Annotated in this window: 14 protein-coding genes; 10 read left to right on the top strand and 4 right to left on the bottom strand. The window is 67.4% G+C overall.

Features of this window, described 5'->3' with window-relative positions:
- Nucleotides 1-10 precede the first annotated feature (10 nt).
- The 3 genes from FVP33_RS06350 (at nucleotide 11) to FVP33_RS06360 (ending at nucleotide 4,568) form a co-directional block, all read left to right on the top strand.
- Nucleotides 11-1,819 carry an ABC transporter family substrate-binding protein gene (locus FVP33_RS06350; protein ID WP_246142199.1) on the top strand — a complete coding sequence of 603 codons (1,809 nt, stop codon included), beginning with the start codon at nucleotides 11-13 and terminating at the stop codon, nucleotides 1,817-1,819.
- Between the two features lie 158 nt (nucleotides 1,820-1,977).
- Entirely contained in the window at nucleotides 1,978-3,507 is a 1,530-nt protein-coding gene (locus FVP33_RS06355) for an ABC transporter permease (RefSeq protein ID WP_147782779.1), read from the top strand.
- Nucleotides 3,508-3,509: 2 nt separating this feature from the next.
- A complete protein-coding gene (locus FVP33_RS06360; RefSeq protein WP_147782780.1) occupies nucleotides 3,510-4,568 on the top strand; it encodes an ABC transporter permease in 1,059 nt (352 codons plus the stop codon).
- Nucleotides 4,569-4,579: 11 nt separating this feature from the next.
- Here the strand turns inward: FVP33_RS06360 and FVP33_RS06365 are convergent, their stop codons facing one another.
- Entirely contained in the window at nucleotides 4,580-5,200 is a 621-nt protein-coding gene (locus FVP33_RS06365) for a PH domain-containing protein (RefSeq protein WP_147782781.1), read from the bottom strand.
- A gap of 71 nt (nucleotides 5,201-5,271) precedes the next feature.
- Here FVP33_RS06365 and FVP33_RS06370 point away from each other — a divergent pair, with 71 nt between their 5' ends.
- From FVP33_RS06370 to FVP33_RS06385, 4 genes are all read left to right on the top strand, one after another.
- Complete coding sequence (locus tag FVP33_RS06370) at nucleotides 5,272-6,939, top strand: ABC transporter ATP-binding protein (protein ID WP_147782782.1); 1,668 nt, start codon at nucleotides 5,272-5,274, stop codon at nucleotides 6,937-6,939.
- 36 nt (nucleotides 6,940-6,975) lie between these two features.
- On the top strand, nucleotides 6,976-8,787 hold the full coding sequence (locus FVP33_RS06375; protein WP_147782783.1) for an ABC transporter family substrate-binding protein: 1,812 nt from the start codon (nucleotides 6,976-6,978) through the stop codon (nucleotides 8,785-8,787).
- A gap of 139 nt (nucleotides 8,788-8,926) precedes the next feature.
- A complete protein-coding gene (gene typA / locus FVP33_RS06380; RefSeq protein WP_147782784.1) occupies nucleotides 8,927-10,834 on the top strand; it encodes a translational GTPase TypA in 1,908 nt (635 codons plus the stop codon).
- A 50-nt stretch (nucleotides 10,835-10,884) separates the two neighbouring features.
- On the top strand, nucleotides 10,885-11,346 hold the full coding sequence (locus FVP33_RS06385) for a hypothetical protein (protein WP_147782785.1): 462 nt from the start codon (nucleotides 10,885-10,887) through the stop codon (nucleotides 11,344-11,346).
- Between the two features lie 68 nt (nucleotides 11,347-11,414).
- Here FVP33_RS06385 and efeB read toward each other — a convergent pair whose 3' ends face one another.
- The 3 genes from efeB to efeU are packed head-to-tail and all read right to left on the bottom strand — an operon-like array spanning nucleotide 11,415 to nucleotide 14,729.
- On the bottom strand, nucleotides 11,415-12,659 hold the full coding sequence (efeB, locus tag FVP33_RS06390; RefSeq protein ID WP_147782786.1) for an iron uptake transporter deferrochelatase/peroxidase subunit: 1,245 nt from the start codon (nucleotides 12,657-12,659) through the stop codon (nucleotides 11,415-11,417).
- Nucleotides 12,660-12,669: 10 nt separating this feature from the next.
- Entirely contained in the window at nucleotides 12,670-13,872 is a 1,203-nt protein-coding gene (gene efeO, locus FVP33_RS06395) for an iron uptake system protein EfeO (RefSeq protein WP_147782787.1), read from the bottom strand.
- Complete coding sequence (gene efeU / locus FVP33_RS06400; protein ID WP_147783203.1) at nucleotides 13,869-14,729, bottom strand: iron uptake transporter permease EfeU; 861 nt, start codon at nucleotides 14,727-14,729, stop codon at nucleotides 13,869-13,871. Before efeU ends, efeO begins: the two co-directional genes overlap by 4 nt.
- A gap of 91 nt (nucleotides 14,730-14,820) precedes the next feature.
- Between efeU and FVP33_RS06405 the strand changes: the two genes are divergently transcribed.
- From FVP33_RS06405 to dapC, 3 genes are read left to right on the top strand one after another with little or no spacing between them, the layout of a single operon-like run.
- Nucleotides 14,821-16,011, top strand: coding sequence for a PIG-L family deacetylase (locus FVP33_RS06405; RefSeq protein ID WP_187270598.1), 1,191 nt, complete (start codon nucleotides 14,821-14,823; stop codon nucleotides 16,009-16,011).
- The gene (gene fdxA, locus FVP33_RS06410; RefSeq protein WP_147782789.1) at nucleotides 16,008-16,334 is read left to right on the top strand and encodes a ferredoxin; all 327 of its coding nucleotides are present in this window, start codon (nucleotides 16,008-16,010) and stop codon (nucleotides 16,332-16,334) included. Before FVP33_RS06405 ends, fdxA begins: the two co-directional genes overlap by 4 nt.
- Nucleotides 16,335-17,444, top strand: coding sequence for a succinyldiaminopimelate transaminase (dapC, locus tag FVP33_RS06415; RefSeq protein ID WP_147782790.1), 1,110 nt, complete (start codon nucleotides 16,335-16,337; stop codon nucleotides 17,442-17,444). It begins immediately after the preceding gene.
- Nucleotides 17,445-17,503: the final 59 nt, after the last annotated feature.

Genomic DNA, 17,503 nt, shown 5'->3' on the forward strand with positions numbered 1-17,503 from the left:
GATTGCGGTAGTGGCGTCAGTCGTTGCCGTCGCCGCGCTGGCCTTGTCCGGCTGCAGCGTGCCGAAGACCTCGGAAGTGATCAAGGGGACGTCCATCAGCGTCGCCTGGAACGATCCGCTGCAGGAGTACAACACCCTGTCGGCGACCGGTAACTCGGCGGCGAACAACAACATCTCCTACATGGCCAACTCGCCGTTCAACTACTACGACGACAAGAACAAGCTCGTCAAGAACACCGAGTTCGGCACGTACACGGTCGAGAAGAAGGACCCGCTCACGGTCAAGTACACCGTGAAAGAGGGCGTCAAGTGGTCTGACGGCGTGCAGGTCGGCGCGGCAGACATGATGATGACGTGGGCAGCGTTGACCACACACCTCAACAACGTGGAGGCGGAGTACGACGCCGACGGCAACATCACCAACCAGGCCGCGCTCGACAAGGGCGTCTTCTTCAACGCCGGTGCCGTCAAGGGCCAGGGTCTCGACCTCGTGTCCAAGACCCCGACGATCAGCGACAACAACCGCAGCGTCACGATCGTCTATGACAAGCCGTTCGTCGACTGGGAGCTCTCGTTCCCGATCGGTGTCTCGGCCCACGGCACCGTGCAGCTCGCCTACCCGGACAAGAAGTACTCCGGCGACGCGGCCAACAAGGCGTTCATCAAGGCCGTCCAGGACAAGGACTACACGTTCCTGAGCCCGGTCGCCAAGTCCTGGAGCAACGACTACAAGTTCCTCGACATGCCGAAGGAGAAGCAGAAGCTGCTCTCCGACGGACCGTATGTCGTCACGGACCTCAAGGACCAGCAGTTCGTCACCCTGACGGCGCGCAAGGACTACACCTGGGGACCGTCGCCCAAGTACCAGAAGATCACGGTACGAGTCGTCGGCGACCCGCAGGCTCAGATCACCGCGCTCCAGAACGGTGAGGTCAAGATCGCAGAGGGCCAGCCGACTGCCGACCTGCTCACGCAGATCAAGGGCCTGTCCGGGGTCAAGTACAAGGCGGCGACCGAGTCCACCTACGAGCACATCGACCTTCAGGTCACCAACGGTGGAGTCTTCGACCCGAAGACCTACGGCGGCGACGCGGCGAAGGCCCAGCTCGTTCGTGAGGCCTTCCTCAAGACGGTTCCCCGCCAGGACATCGTCGACAAGCTCATCAAACCGCTCCAGCCTGACGCCGTTCTGCGCGCCTCGCTGCAGTTCGTTCCCGGCACCCCCGGATACGACGCCGTGAAGAAGGAGGGCGCGTACGCCCAGTATGACAAGGTCGACATCGAGGGAGCCAAGGCCGACCTCGCGAAGGCCGGAGTCACCAGCCCGAAGGTTCGATTCCTCTACGGCAAGACGAACACCCGTCGCCAGCAGGAGTTCGAGCTGGTTCGCCAGTCGGCCGCACTCGCCGGCATCACGGTCATCGACGGTGGAAGCGAGACGTGGGGCGCAGACCTCTCGTCGAAGCCGAACGCCTACGACGCCGCGCTGTTCGGATGGCAGGCCACGAGCCTGGCAGTCGCGCAGAACCAGGCGAACTACACGCCGGGTGGTCTGAACAACTACTACGGCTGGTCCGACAAGGCGCTGACCGCGATCTACGACAAGCTGTCGACGGAGACGGACACGGCCAAGCAGGATGACCTGCTCGTGCAGGCGGACAAGATCATCGGCCAGCAGGCCTGGTCGGTTCCGATCTTCCAGTTCCCCGGAGTGACGGCCTGGAGCGACACGGTGACGAACGTCAAGCCGGCGTTCCTCGCACCGCAGTACTTCTGGAACTTCTGGGAGTGGGCGCCGTCCAAGGCGGCCGCCAAGTAGTCGCATTTTAAGTGGCCAGGGTGGATCATTGATCCACCCTGGCCACTAATGAGTCAAGGCGACTTCCATCTCCATGTGGTCAAATAGCTTCGTCGTGTCGACAGCCAGTCGTCGCGTACCGGGCTTCCTCGTGCAACAGAAAGCGACGACCAGCAACTGTGCTCTCGTTCATTATTCGGCGCCTAGGCGCCTCGATCCTGGTGCTCCTCGTCGCCAGTTTCCTCATCTACAACCTCGCCTCCCTCGCGGGAGACCCGCTCGGTGACCTGCGCGGGTCGACGGCCCCCAACAAGGCGGCGCTCATCGCGGCGCGCATCGACCAGCTTCAGCTCAACGTGCCGACGCCCCTGCGCTTCTTCATCTGGCTGAGCGGCATCCTCAAGGTCTTCATCGGTCAGTTCACTCTCGGCGACAGCGTCAACGGGCACTCCGTCATCAGCCTGGTCGGCAGTTCAGCGGCGAACACCCTCCAGCTCGTCACCGCGGCAACGTTGCTTGCGGTCATCTTCGGCGTCGCCATCGGCATGAGCACGGCGATCCGCCAGTACAGCGGCTACGACTACACCGTGACGTTCCTCTCGTTCCTGTTCTTCTCGCTCCCGGCGTTCTGGGTGGCGGTGCTGCTCAAGCTCTACGTGGCCATCGGGTTCAACAACTTCCTCGGGTCGCCCGTGATATCGCCGTTGTCGATAACGGTGATATCGCTCGTCTCCGGGTTCATCTGGATGAGCATCATCGGCGGGGAGGGCAAGCCCCGGCTCATCGTGTTCGGCTCGGCGACCGTCATCACCGCGGCGACGCTCGGCTTTCTCGTCGTCACCGACTGGTTCACGACTCCTCAACTCGGGCCCGTCCTCATCGCCGTGCTCGGGGCGCTCACGGCCGTCATGGTCACCTCGCTCACGACCGGGCTCTCCAACCGGCGCGCCCTGTATGCGGCGCTGATCACCGTGCTGATCGGCGTGGCTCTCTGGTATCCGCTCCAGTTCCTCTTCGCCGCCTTCCCGGCGTTCTGGCTGCTCGGGCTGCTCGGGGTGCTGTCGATCGTCGTCGGACTGGCGGTGGGCTATTTCATGGGCAGGGACGACCGCTGGCCGGCGGCGCGCACCGCGGCCATCTCGTCGTTCCTGGTCGGTCTGCTCGTCCTTGCCGACAGGCTGATGCGTTCCTGGCCGGACTATGTGCAGGCGGTCGGCGGTCGGCCGATCGCCACCGTCGGGGCGAACACCCCGGACCTCGGAGGCTCGATCTGGCTGCACATGATCGACAGCTACACCCACCTCCTGCTGCCCACGATGTCCCTCATCCTGATCTCGCTCGCCGGATACACGCGCTACGCCCGCGCGAGCCTGCTCGAGGTGATGAACCAGGACTACGTGCGCACCGCCCGGGCCAAGGGACTCACCGAGCGCACGGTGGTGATGCGCCACGCCTTCCGCAACGCGATGATTCCCATCATCACCGTCGTCGCGTTCGACGTGGGAGGCCTCATCGGAGGAGCGGTGATCACCGAGACGATCTTCGCCTGGCGGGGCATGGGGTCGCTCTTCACGGGGGCGCTCAAGGACCCCCTCGACCTCAATGTGCTGATGGCGGTCTTCCTGATCGTGGGCTCCTTCGCCATCGTGTTCAACATTCTCGCCGACCTCGCCTACACGGCACTTGACCCCAGAATTCGGGTGAGCTGACCATGACCAACCTGCTACTCCAGACCCCCGAGGATCCGGCCAGCGCCGGAATGACCATCGAGCAGCGCGAGGTCGAGGGACTCAGCCAGGGGACCATCGTTCGCCGGCGATTCTTCCGCCACCGCGGGGCGATGATCTCGATCATCGCCTTGCTGCTGGTCGCCGCCCTCGTCTACTCGTCGATCGGTGTCAACCTCTTCGGCGTGCAGATTCCCGGCTGGTGGAGATTCGGCTACGAGGCCCAGAACACCATCATCAATAGGGGAAACCCCACCTGGACCCTGCCGTTCAACTTCGGGCTGCACCCCTTCGGGCAGGACGAGATCGGGCGGGACATCTTCGCGCGGGTGATGCGCGGGGCGCAGCAGTCGATCGTGGTCACGCTGTTGTTCGGCAGCATCGCCGCGGTGATCGGCGTGGTCATCGGGGCCCTCGCCGGGTTCTACCGCGGCTGGGTCGACCAGTGGCTGATGCGCCTCACCGACCTCTTCATCATCTTCCCGATCCTCATCATCGGCGCGGTCCTCGGTCGCGCCGTCGGCGGTCTCGGCGCGGCCGCGCTGGGAATCGGCCTCGGCTTCCTGGGCTGGACCGCCCTCGCCCGACTCGTGCGCGGCGAGTTCCTCAGCCTGCGCGAGCGGGAGTTCGTGGACGCGGCCCGGGTCGCGGGTGCCGGAACCGGCAGGATCATCTTCAAGCACATCCTCCCGAACGCGGTCGGCGTCGTCATCGTGAGCTCGACCCTGCTCATGAGTGGCGCCATCCTCACCGAGGCGGCCCTGAGCTTCCTCGGCTTCGGAATCGCGGCCCCCGACGTGTCGCTCGGCCAGCTCATCAACGAGTACCAGGGCGCCTTCCAGACCAGGCCCTGGCTGTTCTGGTGGCCCGGCCTGTTCATCATCATCATCGCCCTCGCCATCAACTTCATCGGCGATGGTCTCCGTGACGCCTTCGACCCACGCCAGCGGCGGATTCCGGGAGGCACGGGGCCGTACCGCCAGATGGGCCAGGTGATCGCCGGCTGGTTCCGGCGTCGGCCGTCGAACGCGGGCATCCGCTAGTGGCGAGGCCCCTACCGACCGGAGAACACCAGAAGCGATGCGAGGCTCGCCGCCACGAGCACGGCGGTCGTCGCGATCTTCACGGGGTTCCAGGCGACCGGTCGAATCGCGTCGTCCAGGAGGCCGCTGTCCAGATGGCCGCCGTCGCGCAGGCTCTCCCAGCGAGCACGCACCACGGCCGCTGCGTCACCGGACTCCGTGTTCGGAAGATCGCCCTGGCCGAGGGTCCCGGCGATGAAGGAGCTCTCGGGCAGTCCGCGGGCATCCTCCTTCGGCGTGTTGATGAAGCGGTGCCGACCGGCCGAGGGCGCGGCCCAGGCGACGAAACGGCCGTACTTCGTGAAGAGCGTGAGCGCGTACTTGGTGTCGATTCGCTCGATGGCCGGCCAGGGGAGGTCGATCCTCCTGAACACATTGACGAGCCTGACCCCTCCGTCGCTGACCTCCACCGCGGGCGCCCAGTAGACCAGCCAGACGAGGTAGGCGAGCGCCACGAGCGGGGCCACGAAGCGAACGGCGACGTCGACTTCGCCCTGCACGCCGAGCGCCACCAGACACGCCACGACGACAACGATCACGCTGAGCGTCAGGAATTTTCCAAAGGTGGATCGAAGCACAACGGTCTCAGCCATTCGTCCATGCTCCCACGGGGAGCGCGGGCGTCACGAAGAGCACTCGGCAGAATTGCAGGTGGAAAGCAGAAATGAATCCCAAGACGAACACCCGTGACTCGAACGCACCGATCCTCGAGGTCAGCAAGCTCGGAGTGGAATTCTGGGTCGGAGGCGAGTGGATTCCCGCCGCCAAGAACCTCGACTACGTCGTGCGCCCCGGAGAGGTGCTGGCCATCGTCGGCGAGTCCGGATCCGGCAAGAGCGTCAGCTCGATGTCCCTGCTCGGCCTGCTCCCGGCCAACGGGCGGGCCACGGGAAGCGCCCGCCTCAACGGCGAAGAACTCATCGGAGCGACGATGGCCAAGCTGCGTCAGGTGCGCGGAAAGGACATCGCCGTCATCTTCCAGGAGCCGATGACGGCGCTCAACCCGGTCTACCGCATTGGTTTCCAGATCATGGAGGCCCTGCGCATCCACTTCCCCCTCACCCCGGCAGAGGCGAAGGTGCGCGCACTCGAGCTTCTCGAGCTCGTCGAGATGCCCGATCCGCAGAAGGCGTTCGACTCCTACCCGCACCAGCTGTCCGGCGGACAGCGCCAACGGGCCATGATCGCGCAGTCGATCTCCTGCGACCCGGACATGCTCATCGCCGACGAGCCGACAACGGCGCTCGACGTGACGATCCAAGCCGAGATCCTCGACCTGCTGAGGCACCTGCACACCCGGCTCAACAGCGCGATCGTGATCATCACCCACGACATGGGAGTCGTGGCCGACCTCGCGGACAACGTCATCGTGATGCGATACGGCGAGATCGTCGAACGCGGCACCGTCGACGAGATCTTCAACCACGCGCAGCACCCGTACACGAAGGAGCTGCTCGCCGCGGTGCCGCACCTCGGCACCGGCGAGGCGGTGGCCGTCGCGGAAGCGACCCGCACCGAGCAGCCCGCCCTGGTGCTCGACGACGTGAGCGTGGTCTACCCGAAGCGCGGCCGGGTGCCCGCGTTCACGGCGGTCGAGGGGGCGTCGTTCTCGATCTACCCCGGCGAGATCGTCGGCCTCGTGGGCGAATCGGGCTCCGGAAAGACCACGATCGCGCGCGCCGCGGTCGGCCTCGTCCCCGTGTCCGCCGGCACCCTGACCGTGGTCGGGCAGAACATCGCCGGCGCGAGCACCAAGGAGCTGCGCGCGGTGCGCCGCAGCCTCGGGATCGTGTTCCAGGATCCCGGGTCCTCGCTCAACCCGCGATTCCCGGTGGGGGAGAGCATCGGCGAACCGCTTCTGCTGTCCGGACTCTTCGACAAGAAGCAGATCAACACTCGCGTGGAGGAGCTGCTCGAACAGGTGGAGCTGCCGCTGAGCTTCCGCAACCGCTACCCTCACGAGCTCTCGGGCGGCCAACGCCAACGCATCGGCATCGCTCGGGCCCTGGCCCTCAGCCCGAAGCTCCTCGTCGCGGACGAGCCGACCTCCGCGCTCGACGTGTCTGTGCAGGCGCGCGTGCTCGAACTCCTTCAGGAGATCCAGTCGAGGCTCCAATTCGCCTGTCTCTTCGTGAGCCACGACCTCGCGGTCGTCGACCTCCTCGCCGACCGGATCGTCGTGATGAACCACGGAAAGATCGTGGAGCAGGGCAACAAGGAAGACATCCTGCGCAACCCGCAGGAGGCGTACACCCAGCGCCTGATCGCGGCGGTTCCGCTGCCGGATCCCGCGGCCCAGAAGCTCCGCCGGGAGCAGCGGGCGGCGTCCTAGGTCAATCCGGACCACCCTCCATGCCTAGCATGGAGGGTGCGCCGTGAACGGAATGATGCAGCGAGACCACGGCCTCTCGCGACGCTCGTCGCCCTGATCCTGGTGCTCGCGCTCGCCGGCTGCGGCACCACGGTGGTCAGCGGCACCACGATCAGGATCGCCTCGAGCCAGCTGTTCTCGTCCGCGAACCCCAAGACGTCCTACGGAAACTCCGCGGCCAACGGCACCGTCTCAGCGGCCACGAACTCCCAGTTCAACTACTACGACAACACCCCCAGGCTCGTGCGGGACACCTCCTTCGGGTCGTATCGGGTGGTCTCCCGAGACCCGCTCACCGTCAAGTACACGATCGCGCCGGGGGTGACCTGGTCGGACGGCGTGCCGGTGGATGCGGCGGACATGCTGCTGTCCTGGGCCGCGAACTCCGGCGCGCTCAACACGAAGGGCTTCGACGACTCCTCCTACCTCGACCGGGAGACCGGAAAGTACTCCCGGCCGTTCCCTCCGTCCGTCGTGCACTTCGACGGCTTCAGCGGCAACGGCCTGCAGCTCGTCACCAAGACACCGGTCATCGGCGACGGCGGCCGGTCGCTCACGCTCAGCTACGACAGGTTCTTCGTGGACTGGGAACTGGTCTTCGGGGTCGGGGTCCCGGCGCACGTCGTGGCGGGGAAGGCGCTCGGCATCCGCGACCACGACGCGGCCAAGAGGGCGATGATCGCCGCGATCCAGACGGATGACGCCCCGAAGCTGGCAAAGATCGCGCGCTTCTGGGACACCGGCTTCAACTTCTCCGCCGCGAAGCCAGACAAGGACCTTCTGGTCGGCACCGGCCCGTACACGGTCACCGACGTCGTGCCGGGAAACCACGTCACCCTCACGGCGAATCCCCGGTACACCGGCGCGCACCGCCCCAAGGTGGAGCGGGTCACGATCCGCTACATCGCCGATCCACTCGCCGCCGTCGAGGCGTTCCGGCGCGGGGAAGTGGACGTGGTGTCCCCGCAACCGACCGAGGACGTGGTGAAGCAACTCGTCTCGGTGGACAACGCCACGATCCTGAGCGGATTCGACGGGGCATACGAGCACCTGGACCTGCAGTTCGACCACGGCAAGAACGGCACGTTCGCCAACCCCGAGGTGCGAAGGGCCTTCCTCAAGACGGTGCCGCGGCAACAGATCCTCGATTCCCTCGTCGTGCCGGTGCAGAAGGATGCCCGGCTGCGCTCCTCGCAGGTGTTCCTGCCCGGGTCGACGGGCTACCAGTCCGCCGTGAAGAGCAACGGCTCCCGCGAATACTCGAGGGTCGACATCGCGGGGGCGAAGGCCGCCCTCGCCGCCGCCGGGGTGGCCTCGCCCGAGGTCTGCGTGCTGTTCGACCCGTCCAACCCGCGCCGGGTCGCCGAGTTCGGCCTCATCCAGAAGTCGGCGGCGCTGGCCGGGTTCGCCGTCACCGACTGCTCGAGCACCGACTGGCGCGAGCTGCTCGGCACCCCTGGGGCGTACGACTCGTCGCTCTACGCGCTGCGACCATCGAGCCTCGCCGTCTCTGCCGTCGCCGCGTCCTTCCGCTCGGATTCGACGATCGACAACTCCAACTTCTACGCGAACAGGCAGGTCGACGGCCTCATCGACTCCCTCGACTCCACCTTCGATCGCACGGCGCAGATCGCCATCCTGCACAAGATCGATTCGCTCGTCTGGGCGGACGCCTACGGAGTACCGCTCTACCAGTTCCCCTCGGTGACCGCGTTCGACGATCGGGTCACCGGCATTGCGCCATCACCGCTCGCTCCCAACCTGCTCTGGAATATCTGGGCCTGGGCGCCGGTTAAATCAGCCAAATAGGGGCTGACGGGCTGGCCGAGGTAGACTGGACGGCGCAGGGCACCACTGTCGTGATCCTGCCGCAACGCCTTTCTCCTGGCCTTCCACGTTCTCACGCCAGAACTCCCTCAAGCCAGATCACTTTAAAGGAAGTACACCCATGGCTATTGCCACCCGTAATGACCTGCGCAACGTCGCAATCGTGGCGCACGTCGACCATGGCAAGACCACGCTCGTGGACGCCATGCTTCGCCAGACCAACTCCTTCGCTGCGCACGCTCACCTCGAAGAGCGCGCCATGGACTCGAACGACCTCGAGCGCGAAAAGGGAATCACGATTCTCGCCAAGAACACCGCGGTGTCGTACTCGGGCATCCACGCCACCGAGGGTCCCATCACCATCAACGTGATCGACACCCCGGGCCACGCGGACTTCGGCGGCGAGGTCGAGCGCGGCCTCAGCATGGTCGACGGCGTCGTGCTTCTCGTCGACGCGAGCGAGGGCCCGCTGCCGCAGACCCGCTTCGTGCTGCGCAAGGCGCTCGAGGCCAAGCTCCCCGTGATCCTGCTGGTCAACAAGACGGACCGACCGGATGCCCGCATCGACGAGGTCGTGGCGGAGAGCCAGGACCTGCTGCTCGGCCTCGCGAGCGACATGGCGGACGACTTCCCTGACCTCGACCTCGACGCGATCCTCGACGTGCCGGTCGTCTACGCCTCCGGCCGCAACGGCGCCGCGAGCTGGAACAAGCCGGAGAACGGCACCCTGCCTGACAACGACGACCTCGAGCCGCTGTTCGACGCGATCCTCAAGCACATCCCGGCTCCGAGCTACGACGACCAGCACCCGCTGCAGGCCCACGTCACCAACCTCGACGCCTCCCCGTTCCTCGGCCGCCTCGCCCTGCTGCGTGTCTTCAACGGCACCATCAAGAAGGGCCAGACCGTCGCCTGGGTCAAGCACGACGGATCCGTGCACAACGTGAAGGTCACCGAGCTGCTCATCACCAAGGCGCTCGACCGCTTCCCCACAGAGTCGGCCGGCCCCGGTGACATCGTCGCCGTCGCCGGCTTCGAGGACATCACCATCGGTGAGACCCTCGCCGACCCCAACGACGTGCGCCCGCTGCCGACCATCACGGTTGACGACCCGGCCATCTCGATGACGATCGGCACCAACACCAGCCCGATGATCGGCAAGGTCAAGGGCCACAAGCTCACCGCCCGCATGGTGAAGGACCGCCTCGACCGCGAGCTCGTCGGAAACGTCTCGATCAAGCTCGTCGACATCGGACGCCCGGACGCCTGGGAGGTGCAGGGCCGTGGAGAGCTCGCCCTCGCCATCCTCGTCGAGCAGATGCGGCGCGAGGGCTTCGAGCTGACCGTCGGCAAGCCGCAGGTGGTTGTGAAGCAGGTCGGCGGCAAGGTCCACGAGCCGTACGAGCACCTCACGATCGACTCCCCGGAGGAGTACCTGGGCGCCATCACGCAGCTCCTCGCCGCCCGCAAGGGCCGCATGGAGGGCATGTCGAACCACGGCACCGGCTGGGTTCGCATGGAGTTCATCGTGCCGTCGCGTGGCCTCATCGGCTTCCGCACCGAGTTCCTCACCATCACCCGCGGCGCCGGCATCGCGAACGCCGTCTCGCACGGCTACGAGCCGTGGGCGGGCGAGATCGTCACCCGCGTCAACGGCTCGATCGTCGCCGACCGCGCCGGAGTCGCGACGCCGTTCGCCATGGTTGCCCTGCAGGAGCGCATGTCGTTCTTCGTCGAGCCCACCCAGGAGGTGTACGAGGGCATGGTCGTCGGCGAGAACTCGCGCGCCGACGACATGGACGTCAACATCACCAAGGAAAAGCAGCTCACCAACATGCGGCAGTCCACCTCGGACACCTTCGAGCGCATGACGCCGTCCCGCAAGCTGACGCTCGAGGAGTGCCTCGAGTTCGCCCGCGAGGACGAGTGCGTAGAGGTGACGCCCGAGTTCGTGCGCATCCGCAAGGTGGAGCTCGACGCGAGCGCCCGCCAGCGCAAGACCTCGCGCCTGAAGAAGCAGAACGCGTAAGCCGCTCCCCACACTGTCGGAGTTCTTCGTGCGGCCCTAAGCTTGGCCGAATGAAGAGCTCCGTCAGGCGTTTAACCGTCCCTCTGGCCATCGGGCTCGCCGTGCTCGCCGGTCCCGCGATGCTGACCGGGTGTTCGATCCAGAACCTCGTGCACAACGCCACCGGCGGCAAGGTCGACCTCGGCGGCAAGGAGATCCCCAAGGACTTCCCGTCCGAGGTGCCGATCGCCAAGGGCGAGGTGCTCTACGGGCTCTCCGTCGGCGACAGTGGCGGAAAGGTGTGGAACCTCACCATCAGGGTCGATGGCGCCTCCTCGTTCGACGACATCGCCAAGCAGCTCACCGACGCCGGCTTCAAATCGGATGCCGCGGTGCAGGCCAGCACGGCGGACGGCGGCACCGGGGTCTTCGCGAGCGACAAGCTCGGGGTGATCGCCGCCGTGACCAAGGACGGCAAGAACGGCTGGGTCGCCAACTACACGGTGTCGACGGTCAAGGACAAGGGCAAGTAGCTCGGTCCACCGCCGGATGACATCCCGGACGCCGGTTCACCCTGGCCACGTGACAACGTAGTCGGCTCTCACCCGAAAAGAGTCTGGCCGACGTAGCCGCCGACGGCAGCGCCCGGCGGCACGGCGAAGATGCCGGAGCCCACGTGGCGGATGTACTCGTTCATCTGGTCGTTCTTGGCGAGGCGGAGCTGGATGGGCACGAACTGGGTGCGCGGATCCCGCTGGAAGGCGATGAAGAACAGGCCGGCGTTGAGCCGACCGAGGTCGTCGTTGCCGTCGACGAAATTGTAGCCCCGGCGGAGAAGCAGCGCTCCGTCGTTCTGTTTCGGGTGGGACAGGCGCACGTGGGCTCCCGCGTCGATCGCGACCGCGCCGTGCCCCAGCTTGGCGAAGTCCGGCTCGGTGAACTCCGATCCGCCGCTCAGCGGTGCCCCCTCGCCCTTGGACCGACCGATCACGCGCTCCTGCTCGCGCAGGGCGGTGCGGTCCCAGGTCTCGATGGTCATCCGGATCTTGCGGGAGACGAGGTAGGAGCCGCCGGTCATCCAGGCGGCGGAATCGCCCCTCGGAACCCAGACGTGGTCGGTGACCCGGGCGGTGTCTTCCGCCTTGACGTTGGCCGTGCCGTCCTTGAAGCCGAAGAGGTTGCGCGGGGTCACCTGGGCCCTGGTCGTGGACGAGGTGCGACCGAAGCCGAGCTGCGACCACCGGATGGATGCCCGCCCGAATGCGATCCTCGAGAGGGTGCGGATGGCGTGAAAGGCCACCTGGGGGTCGTCGCTGCAGGCCTGGATGCAGAGGTCACCGCCCACGAGTTCGTCGATCAGCGCGTCGCCAGGGAAGTGCGGGAGGTCGATCAGCGCCGCCGGGCGCTTGTCCTCGAGACCGAAGCGGTGGTCGAAGAGCGACGGACCGAAACCGAAGGTGATGGTGAGACCGGCCGGGGGCAGGTCGAGCGCCTCTCCCGTGTCGTCGGGTGGCGCATCCTTCTGGCCGTCGATCGCCCCGTCGCCCACCGGCCGTCCCGCGGTCATCCGTGCGGCCGCGGCCGACCAGTCCTTGAGCAGCGACACGAGCTCCGCGCGGGAGATGTCCGAGACATCGTAGGCGGCGAAGTGCAGGCGGTCCTGAGCGGCCGTCGTGACGCCCGCCTGGTGCTCGCCGTGGAAGGGGTAGATCGTCGAGGGCGCCGACCCTGTCGCGTCGGCGGGGACCACGAAACGGTCGATGGCGAACCCCGCGCCCGCACCCACCACGCCGGCCCCGGCGAGGCCGAGCAGGCCGCGGCGGGACAGGCCGCTCTTCGCCGTCATCCTGTGCCGATCAGCCGACGACGACGGAGGTGAGGCGCGAGAGCGGCTCGCTCAGCGCGTTGACGCCGTCGGCCAGCGACTTCACCTGCGACTTCGTGAGCTCGTCGTACGGCGTGAAGCCCGTCGAGAGCGAGCCGTAGGCGGCGAGCTGCTTCTCGAGTGAGTCGAACTGGCCGTCGATGCGCGTCGCGAGGGAGGCGTTCTTCGCCACGACGATGGTGCGGACTCCCTCGTAGGCCACCCGGGCACCCTCGAGGTTGGCCTGGAAGTCGGAGAGGTCGGTGTGTGACCAGATCTCCTCCTCGCCGGTGATCTTGCCGTTCGCCACCTCGTCGAGCAGCCCGATGGCTCCGTTGCTGATCGCGTCCGCGGTGAGGCCGTACCCGGAGGCATTGACGGCGGACCAGAGCCTGGCCGTGTCCTTCTCGAGTTTGGCGGAGAAGGTCGCCCGCTCGCCGGTGGTGAGGGCGGCGTACGGCCTGCCGTCGTTGGCGGCGGCCGGCGGCCAGAGGTCCTTCTCGATGCGGTGCCATCCGGTCCAGGTGTCGCCTTCCGCGACATCGGCCTCGCGGAGGTCGATCTCCGGGTCGAGGTCGCCGAACGACTCGGCGACCGGTTCGATGCGCTCGTAGTACGCCCGGGTGGAGGCGTAGAGCGAACGCGCGGTGGCGTCGTCCCCCGCACGGTACGCGTCGAGGAAGGCGGTGGTCGCCGGCACGAGCCGGGAAACCTGGTCCCGAACGTATGACACGTACTCGGCCGCAGCAGCCTGCGCCCTGGTCTTCTCGTCGCCGGTGCGCTGGGCGCCCGCGGAGGACGAAGTCACGGTGAACCTGGCCGTGCCGACGCCCGCGCCGTTCATGCCGGGCTTGCAGCTGGTGAAGTACTTTCCCGGCTCGAGCTTGACGGTGAGCTTGCGCGGAGCGCCCGGTGCCACGTTCTCCACCTCGCCCACGATGCGCTTGCCGTCTGCGGCAAGCAGGTAGAACTCGGTGGCCTTGTCGGCCGAGTTGGTGACCGTGAATTCGACGGTGCCGCTCGGCGCCGTCGACTTCGACACCACGCAGGTCGTGGCGGTGCTCTCGACGGCGATCGACGTGGCGCCGGCCGTGGTCGCGGTGTTCGGCACGCAGGCGGAGAGCGCGAGCAGTGCCGCCGTTCCCGTCGCGGTGCTGAGGGCCACGCGGCCGGAACGGGCGCTGCGCGAGATCATCGAACTCCTTCGGCGGCGAGCTGGGCGCTGCCGGGGGTCGCGGTGGTGCCGGGCCGGGCTCGGCGGTTCGACAGGATGAAGGCCGTGAGGACCGGCACGACGTAGAGCACCCAGACGATCGCCTCGAGCCAGGTGGTGGCCGGGGAGAAGTTGACGGTGCCCTTGAGGAGGGTGCCGTACCAACTGCTCGGCGGAACCGCCGCGCTCACGTCGAAGGCGAGGGAGTTGAGGCCCGGCAGGATGCCGGCCTCCTGCAGGTCGTGCACCCCGTAGGAGAGCACCCCGGCCGCCACCACGATGAGGAAGAGGCCCGTGTATGTAAAGAACTTGGCCAGGTTGATGCGGACGACGCCGCGGTAGATGAGGTAGCCGAGCACGACGGCCAGGGCGATGCCCAGGGCGGCACCGACCAGGGGGAGGGTGGTGGCGCCGGTGGCCTGCACGGCGGCCCAGATGAACAGGGCGGTCTCGATCCCCTCGCGTCCCACGGCGAGGAACGCGACGAGCACGAGCCCCCAGCCGGCGCCGGCGAGATTCCTGTCGACATCCGCCTTGAGGTGTCCGCTCAGGCTTCTCGCCGTCTTGAGCATCCAGAAGATCATCCAGGTGACGAAACCGGTGGCGACGATGGACAGCACTCCGCCGATGGTCTCCTGGGCCTCGAAGCTCAGCCCGTAGGCGCCGAAGGTGAGGACCGCGCCGATGACGAGCGAGACCAGCACCGCGAGCCCCACGCCGAGCCAGATCCGGGGCAGCACGTCGTGGCGCCGGATCTTGATCACGTAGGCGATCAGGATGCCGACCACGAGGGCCGCCTCGAGGCCTTCGCGCAGGCCGATCAGGAAGTTAGCGAGCACTGGATTCATTTCTGAGAGTCGGGCGTGGGGAAGGTTGGTAAGCCTTACCTTACTCGATCGACTCTAGGTGTTGCGGCCTATCCTGTGCAATGTGCAGCAAAACCCCAGTGAGTCGGTGCCCGAGCGTGTGCTCTTCGTCCACGCGCATCCCGACGACGAATCCCTCTCCACCGGCGGCACGATCGCGACCCTCGTGAAGCGGGGAGCGGCGGTCACCGTGGTGACCTGCACGCGCGGTGAGCGGGGGGAAGTAATCCCCGCCGACCTGCACCACCTCGAGGGGGACCCGGCGGAACTCGCCGCGCACCGTTCGATCGAACTTGCCGCGGCTCTGGCCGTGCTCGGGGTCACCGATCACCGCTACCTGGGCGCCGCTGGTGCGCGTTGGGCCGACCTGCCTCCCCGGATCTATACCGATTCGGGCATGCGCTGGGGCTCCGATGGGGCCGAGCCGGCGGAGACCATCGCCGACGACTCCCTCTGCGCCGCCCCGTTCGGCGAGGTCGCGGCCGACCTCGCGACCGTGATCGACTCGGTGCAAGCGACCGCCGTGGTCAGCTACGACTCTCGAGGCGGCTACGGGCATCCCGACCACGTGCGCGCCCACGAGGCCGCTCGTCGGGCCGCCGAGGTGATGGGGGTGCCGTTCTTCGCCATCCAGCCAGCGGGGGCGGCCGCGACCGTGCGCGTCGACGTGAGCGACGCGCTCGCCCAGAAGGCGGATGCCCTGCGCGCCCACCGCAGCCAGGTCACGGTGGAGGGCGACCGGTACTCGCTCTCGAGCGGACCGAGCCACCCGATCGCCGCGGAGGAGTCCTACGCGATCGTTCGCCCCGACCAACCGGGAACCGTCGCCTGGAAGGACCAGGGCTTCGGCATCCACCTCTTCGCCTGGATCATCGCCCTCATCGTCGGCGCGGCCGTGGGCGGCATCGCCACGGTCAACCACCAGGCCACCCTGTCCGTGGGCGGCCTCACGATCGGCATCGGCATCATCGCCACCCTGGTGATCACGGCCGCCCTACTCGTGGGCCTTCGGCTCGTGTTCGGCGGTCGCCTGGTCGCCGGAATCGCGGCGTTCGGCCAGCTTGCGGTGATCGGGGCGCTCTCCCTCACCGGCAGCGGCGGCTCCATCCTCGTCCCCGCGAATGTCGCGGGCTACCTGCTCACCTACGGCCCGGCCCTCATCGCCCTCCTGGTGCTCGCCTGGCCGTCGGTCGGCACCTTCCGCCGCGATAAGATTGCAGTCAGGCCCGAAACGAAGGGAACGTCCTCACCGTGACTTACGTCATTGCCCTCCCGTGCGTGGATGTGAAAGACCGTGCGTGCATCGACGAGTGTCCGGTCGACTGCATCTACGAGGGCGACCGGATGCTGTACATCCACCCCGACGAGTGCGTCGACTGCGGCGCGTGCGAACCCGTGTGTCCCGTCGAGGCCATCTACTACGAGGACGACGTCCCGGAGCAGTGGGCCGAGTACTACAAGGCGAACGTGGAGTTCTTCGACGAGGTCGGCTCTCCCGGTGGCGCGGCCAAGGTGGGCGTGATCCACAAGGACCACCCGATCGTCTCCGCCCTCCCGCCCCAGGCCGTCGGGGTCTAGGTGCCGCTCCGGCTTCCCGACTACCCCTGGGACTCGCTCGAACCGTTCGCCGAGAGGGCGCGCGCGCATCCCGGCGGAATCGTCGACCTCTCGGTGGGGTCCCCGGTGGATCCGACGCCCGCGATCATCCGCGAGTCGCTCGCCGCCGCGACCGACGCCCATGCCTATCCGCTCACGGCGGGAACCCCGGCGCTGCGCGAGGCGATCGTCGAGTGGTTCGCTCGCCGACGCGGCGTCGACGACCTCACGGTGGCGAACGTGCTGCCGACCATCGGCTCGAAGGAGTTCATCGCCGGCCTGCCGCTCTGGCTCGGTCTCGGCGCGGGCGACGTCGTGGTGCAGCCGACCCTGGCCTACCCGACCTACGCCGTCGGGGCGGCCCTCGCCGGCGCGACGGTCTTCTCGAGTGATGACCCGGCGGAGTGGCCGGAGAGCACCAGGCTCATCTGGGTGAACAGTCCGGGCAACCCCGACGGGCGCGTGCTCGGCGTCGATGAACTCGCGGCGGCCGTCGCCCGGGCGCGGGAGCTCGGTGCGGTCATCGCGAGCGACGAGTGCTACGCCGAACTCGGCTGGGACGACGAATTCGCCGATCGCGCGACACCGAGCATCCTCGACCCTGCCGTGATCCACGGCGACCGCAGCTCGGTGCTGTGCGTCTACTCGCTCAGCAAGCAGTCCAACCTGGCCGGCTACCGTGCCGGATTCGTCGCCGGCTGCAGCCGCATCCTCGGCGAGCTCCTCGCGGTGCGCAAGCACCTCGGCACGCTTCCCCCGGCGCCGATCCAGGCGGCCATGATCACCGCTCTCGGGGATGACCGCCACGTGCAGGAACAGAAGGACCGGTACCGCGTGCGCCGGGCGAGGCTCTCCGCCGCGCTCGAGGCCGCCGGGTATCGCATCGACGAGAGCCGGGGCGGGCTCTACCTCTGGGCGACGAGGGGCGGCGACGCCTGGCAGACGGTGGCCGACCTCGCCGACCTCGGCATCCTCGTGGTGCCGGGGACCTTCTACGGCGAGGCCGACGCCCAGCACGTACGGGTCGCCCTCACCGCCACCGACGAGGCGATCGGCACGGCCGTGGAGCGTCTGGGCGCCCGCTCAAAGTAGCTGTTCCCTCCAAGTAAAAGGCGCATTCCTTGGTGGATGCGACGGTCGACCTCCCGGCC

Source organism: Lacisediminihabitans profunda (genome assembly GCF_008040105.1).
GTDB lineage: Bacteria > Actinomycetota > Actinomycetes > Actinomycetales > Microbacteriaceae > Lacisediminihabitans > Lacisediminihabitans profunda.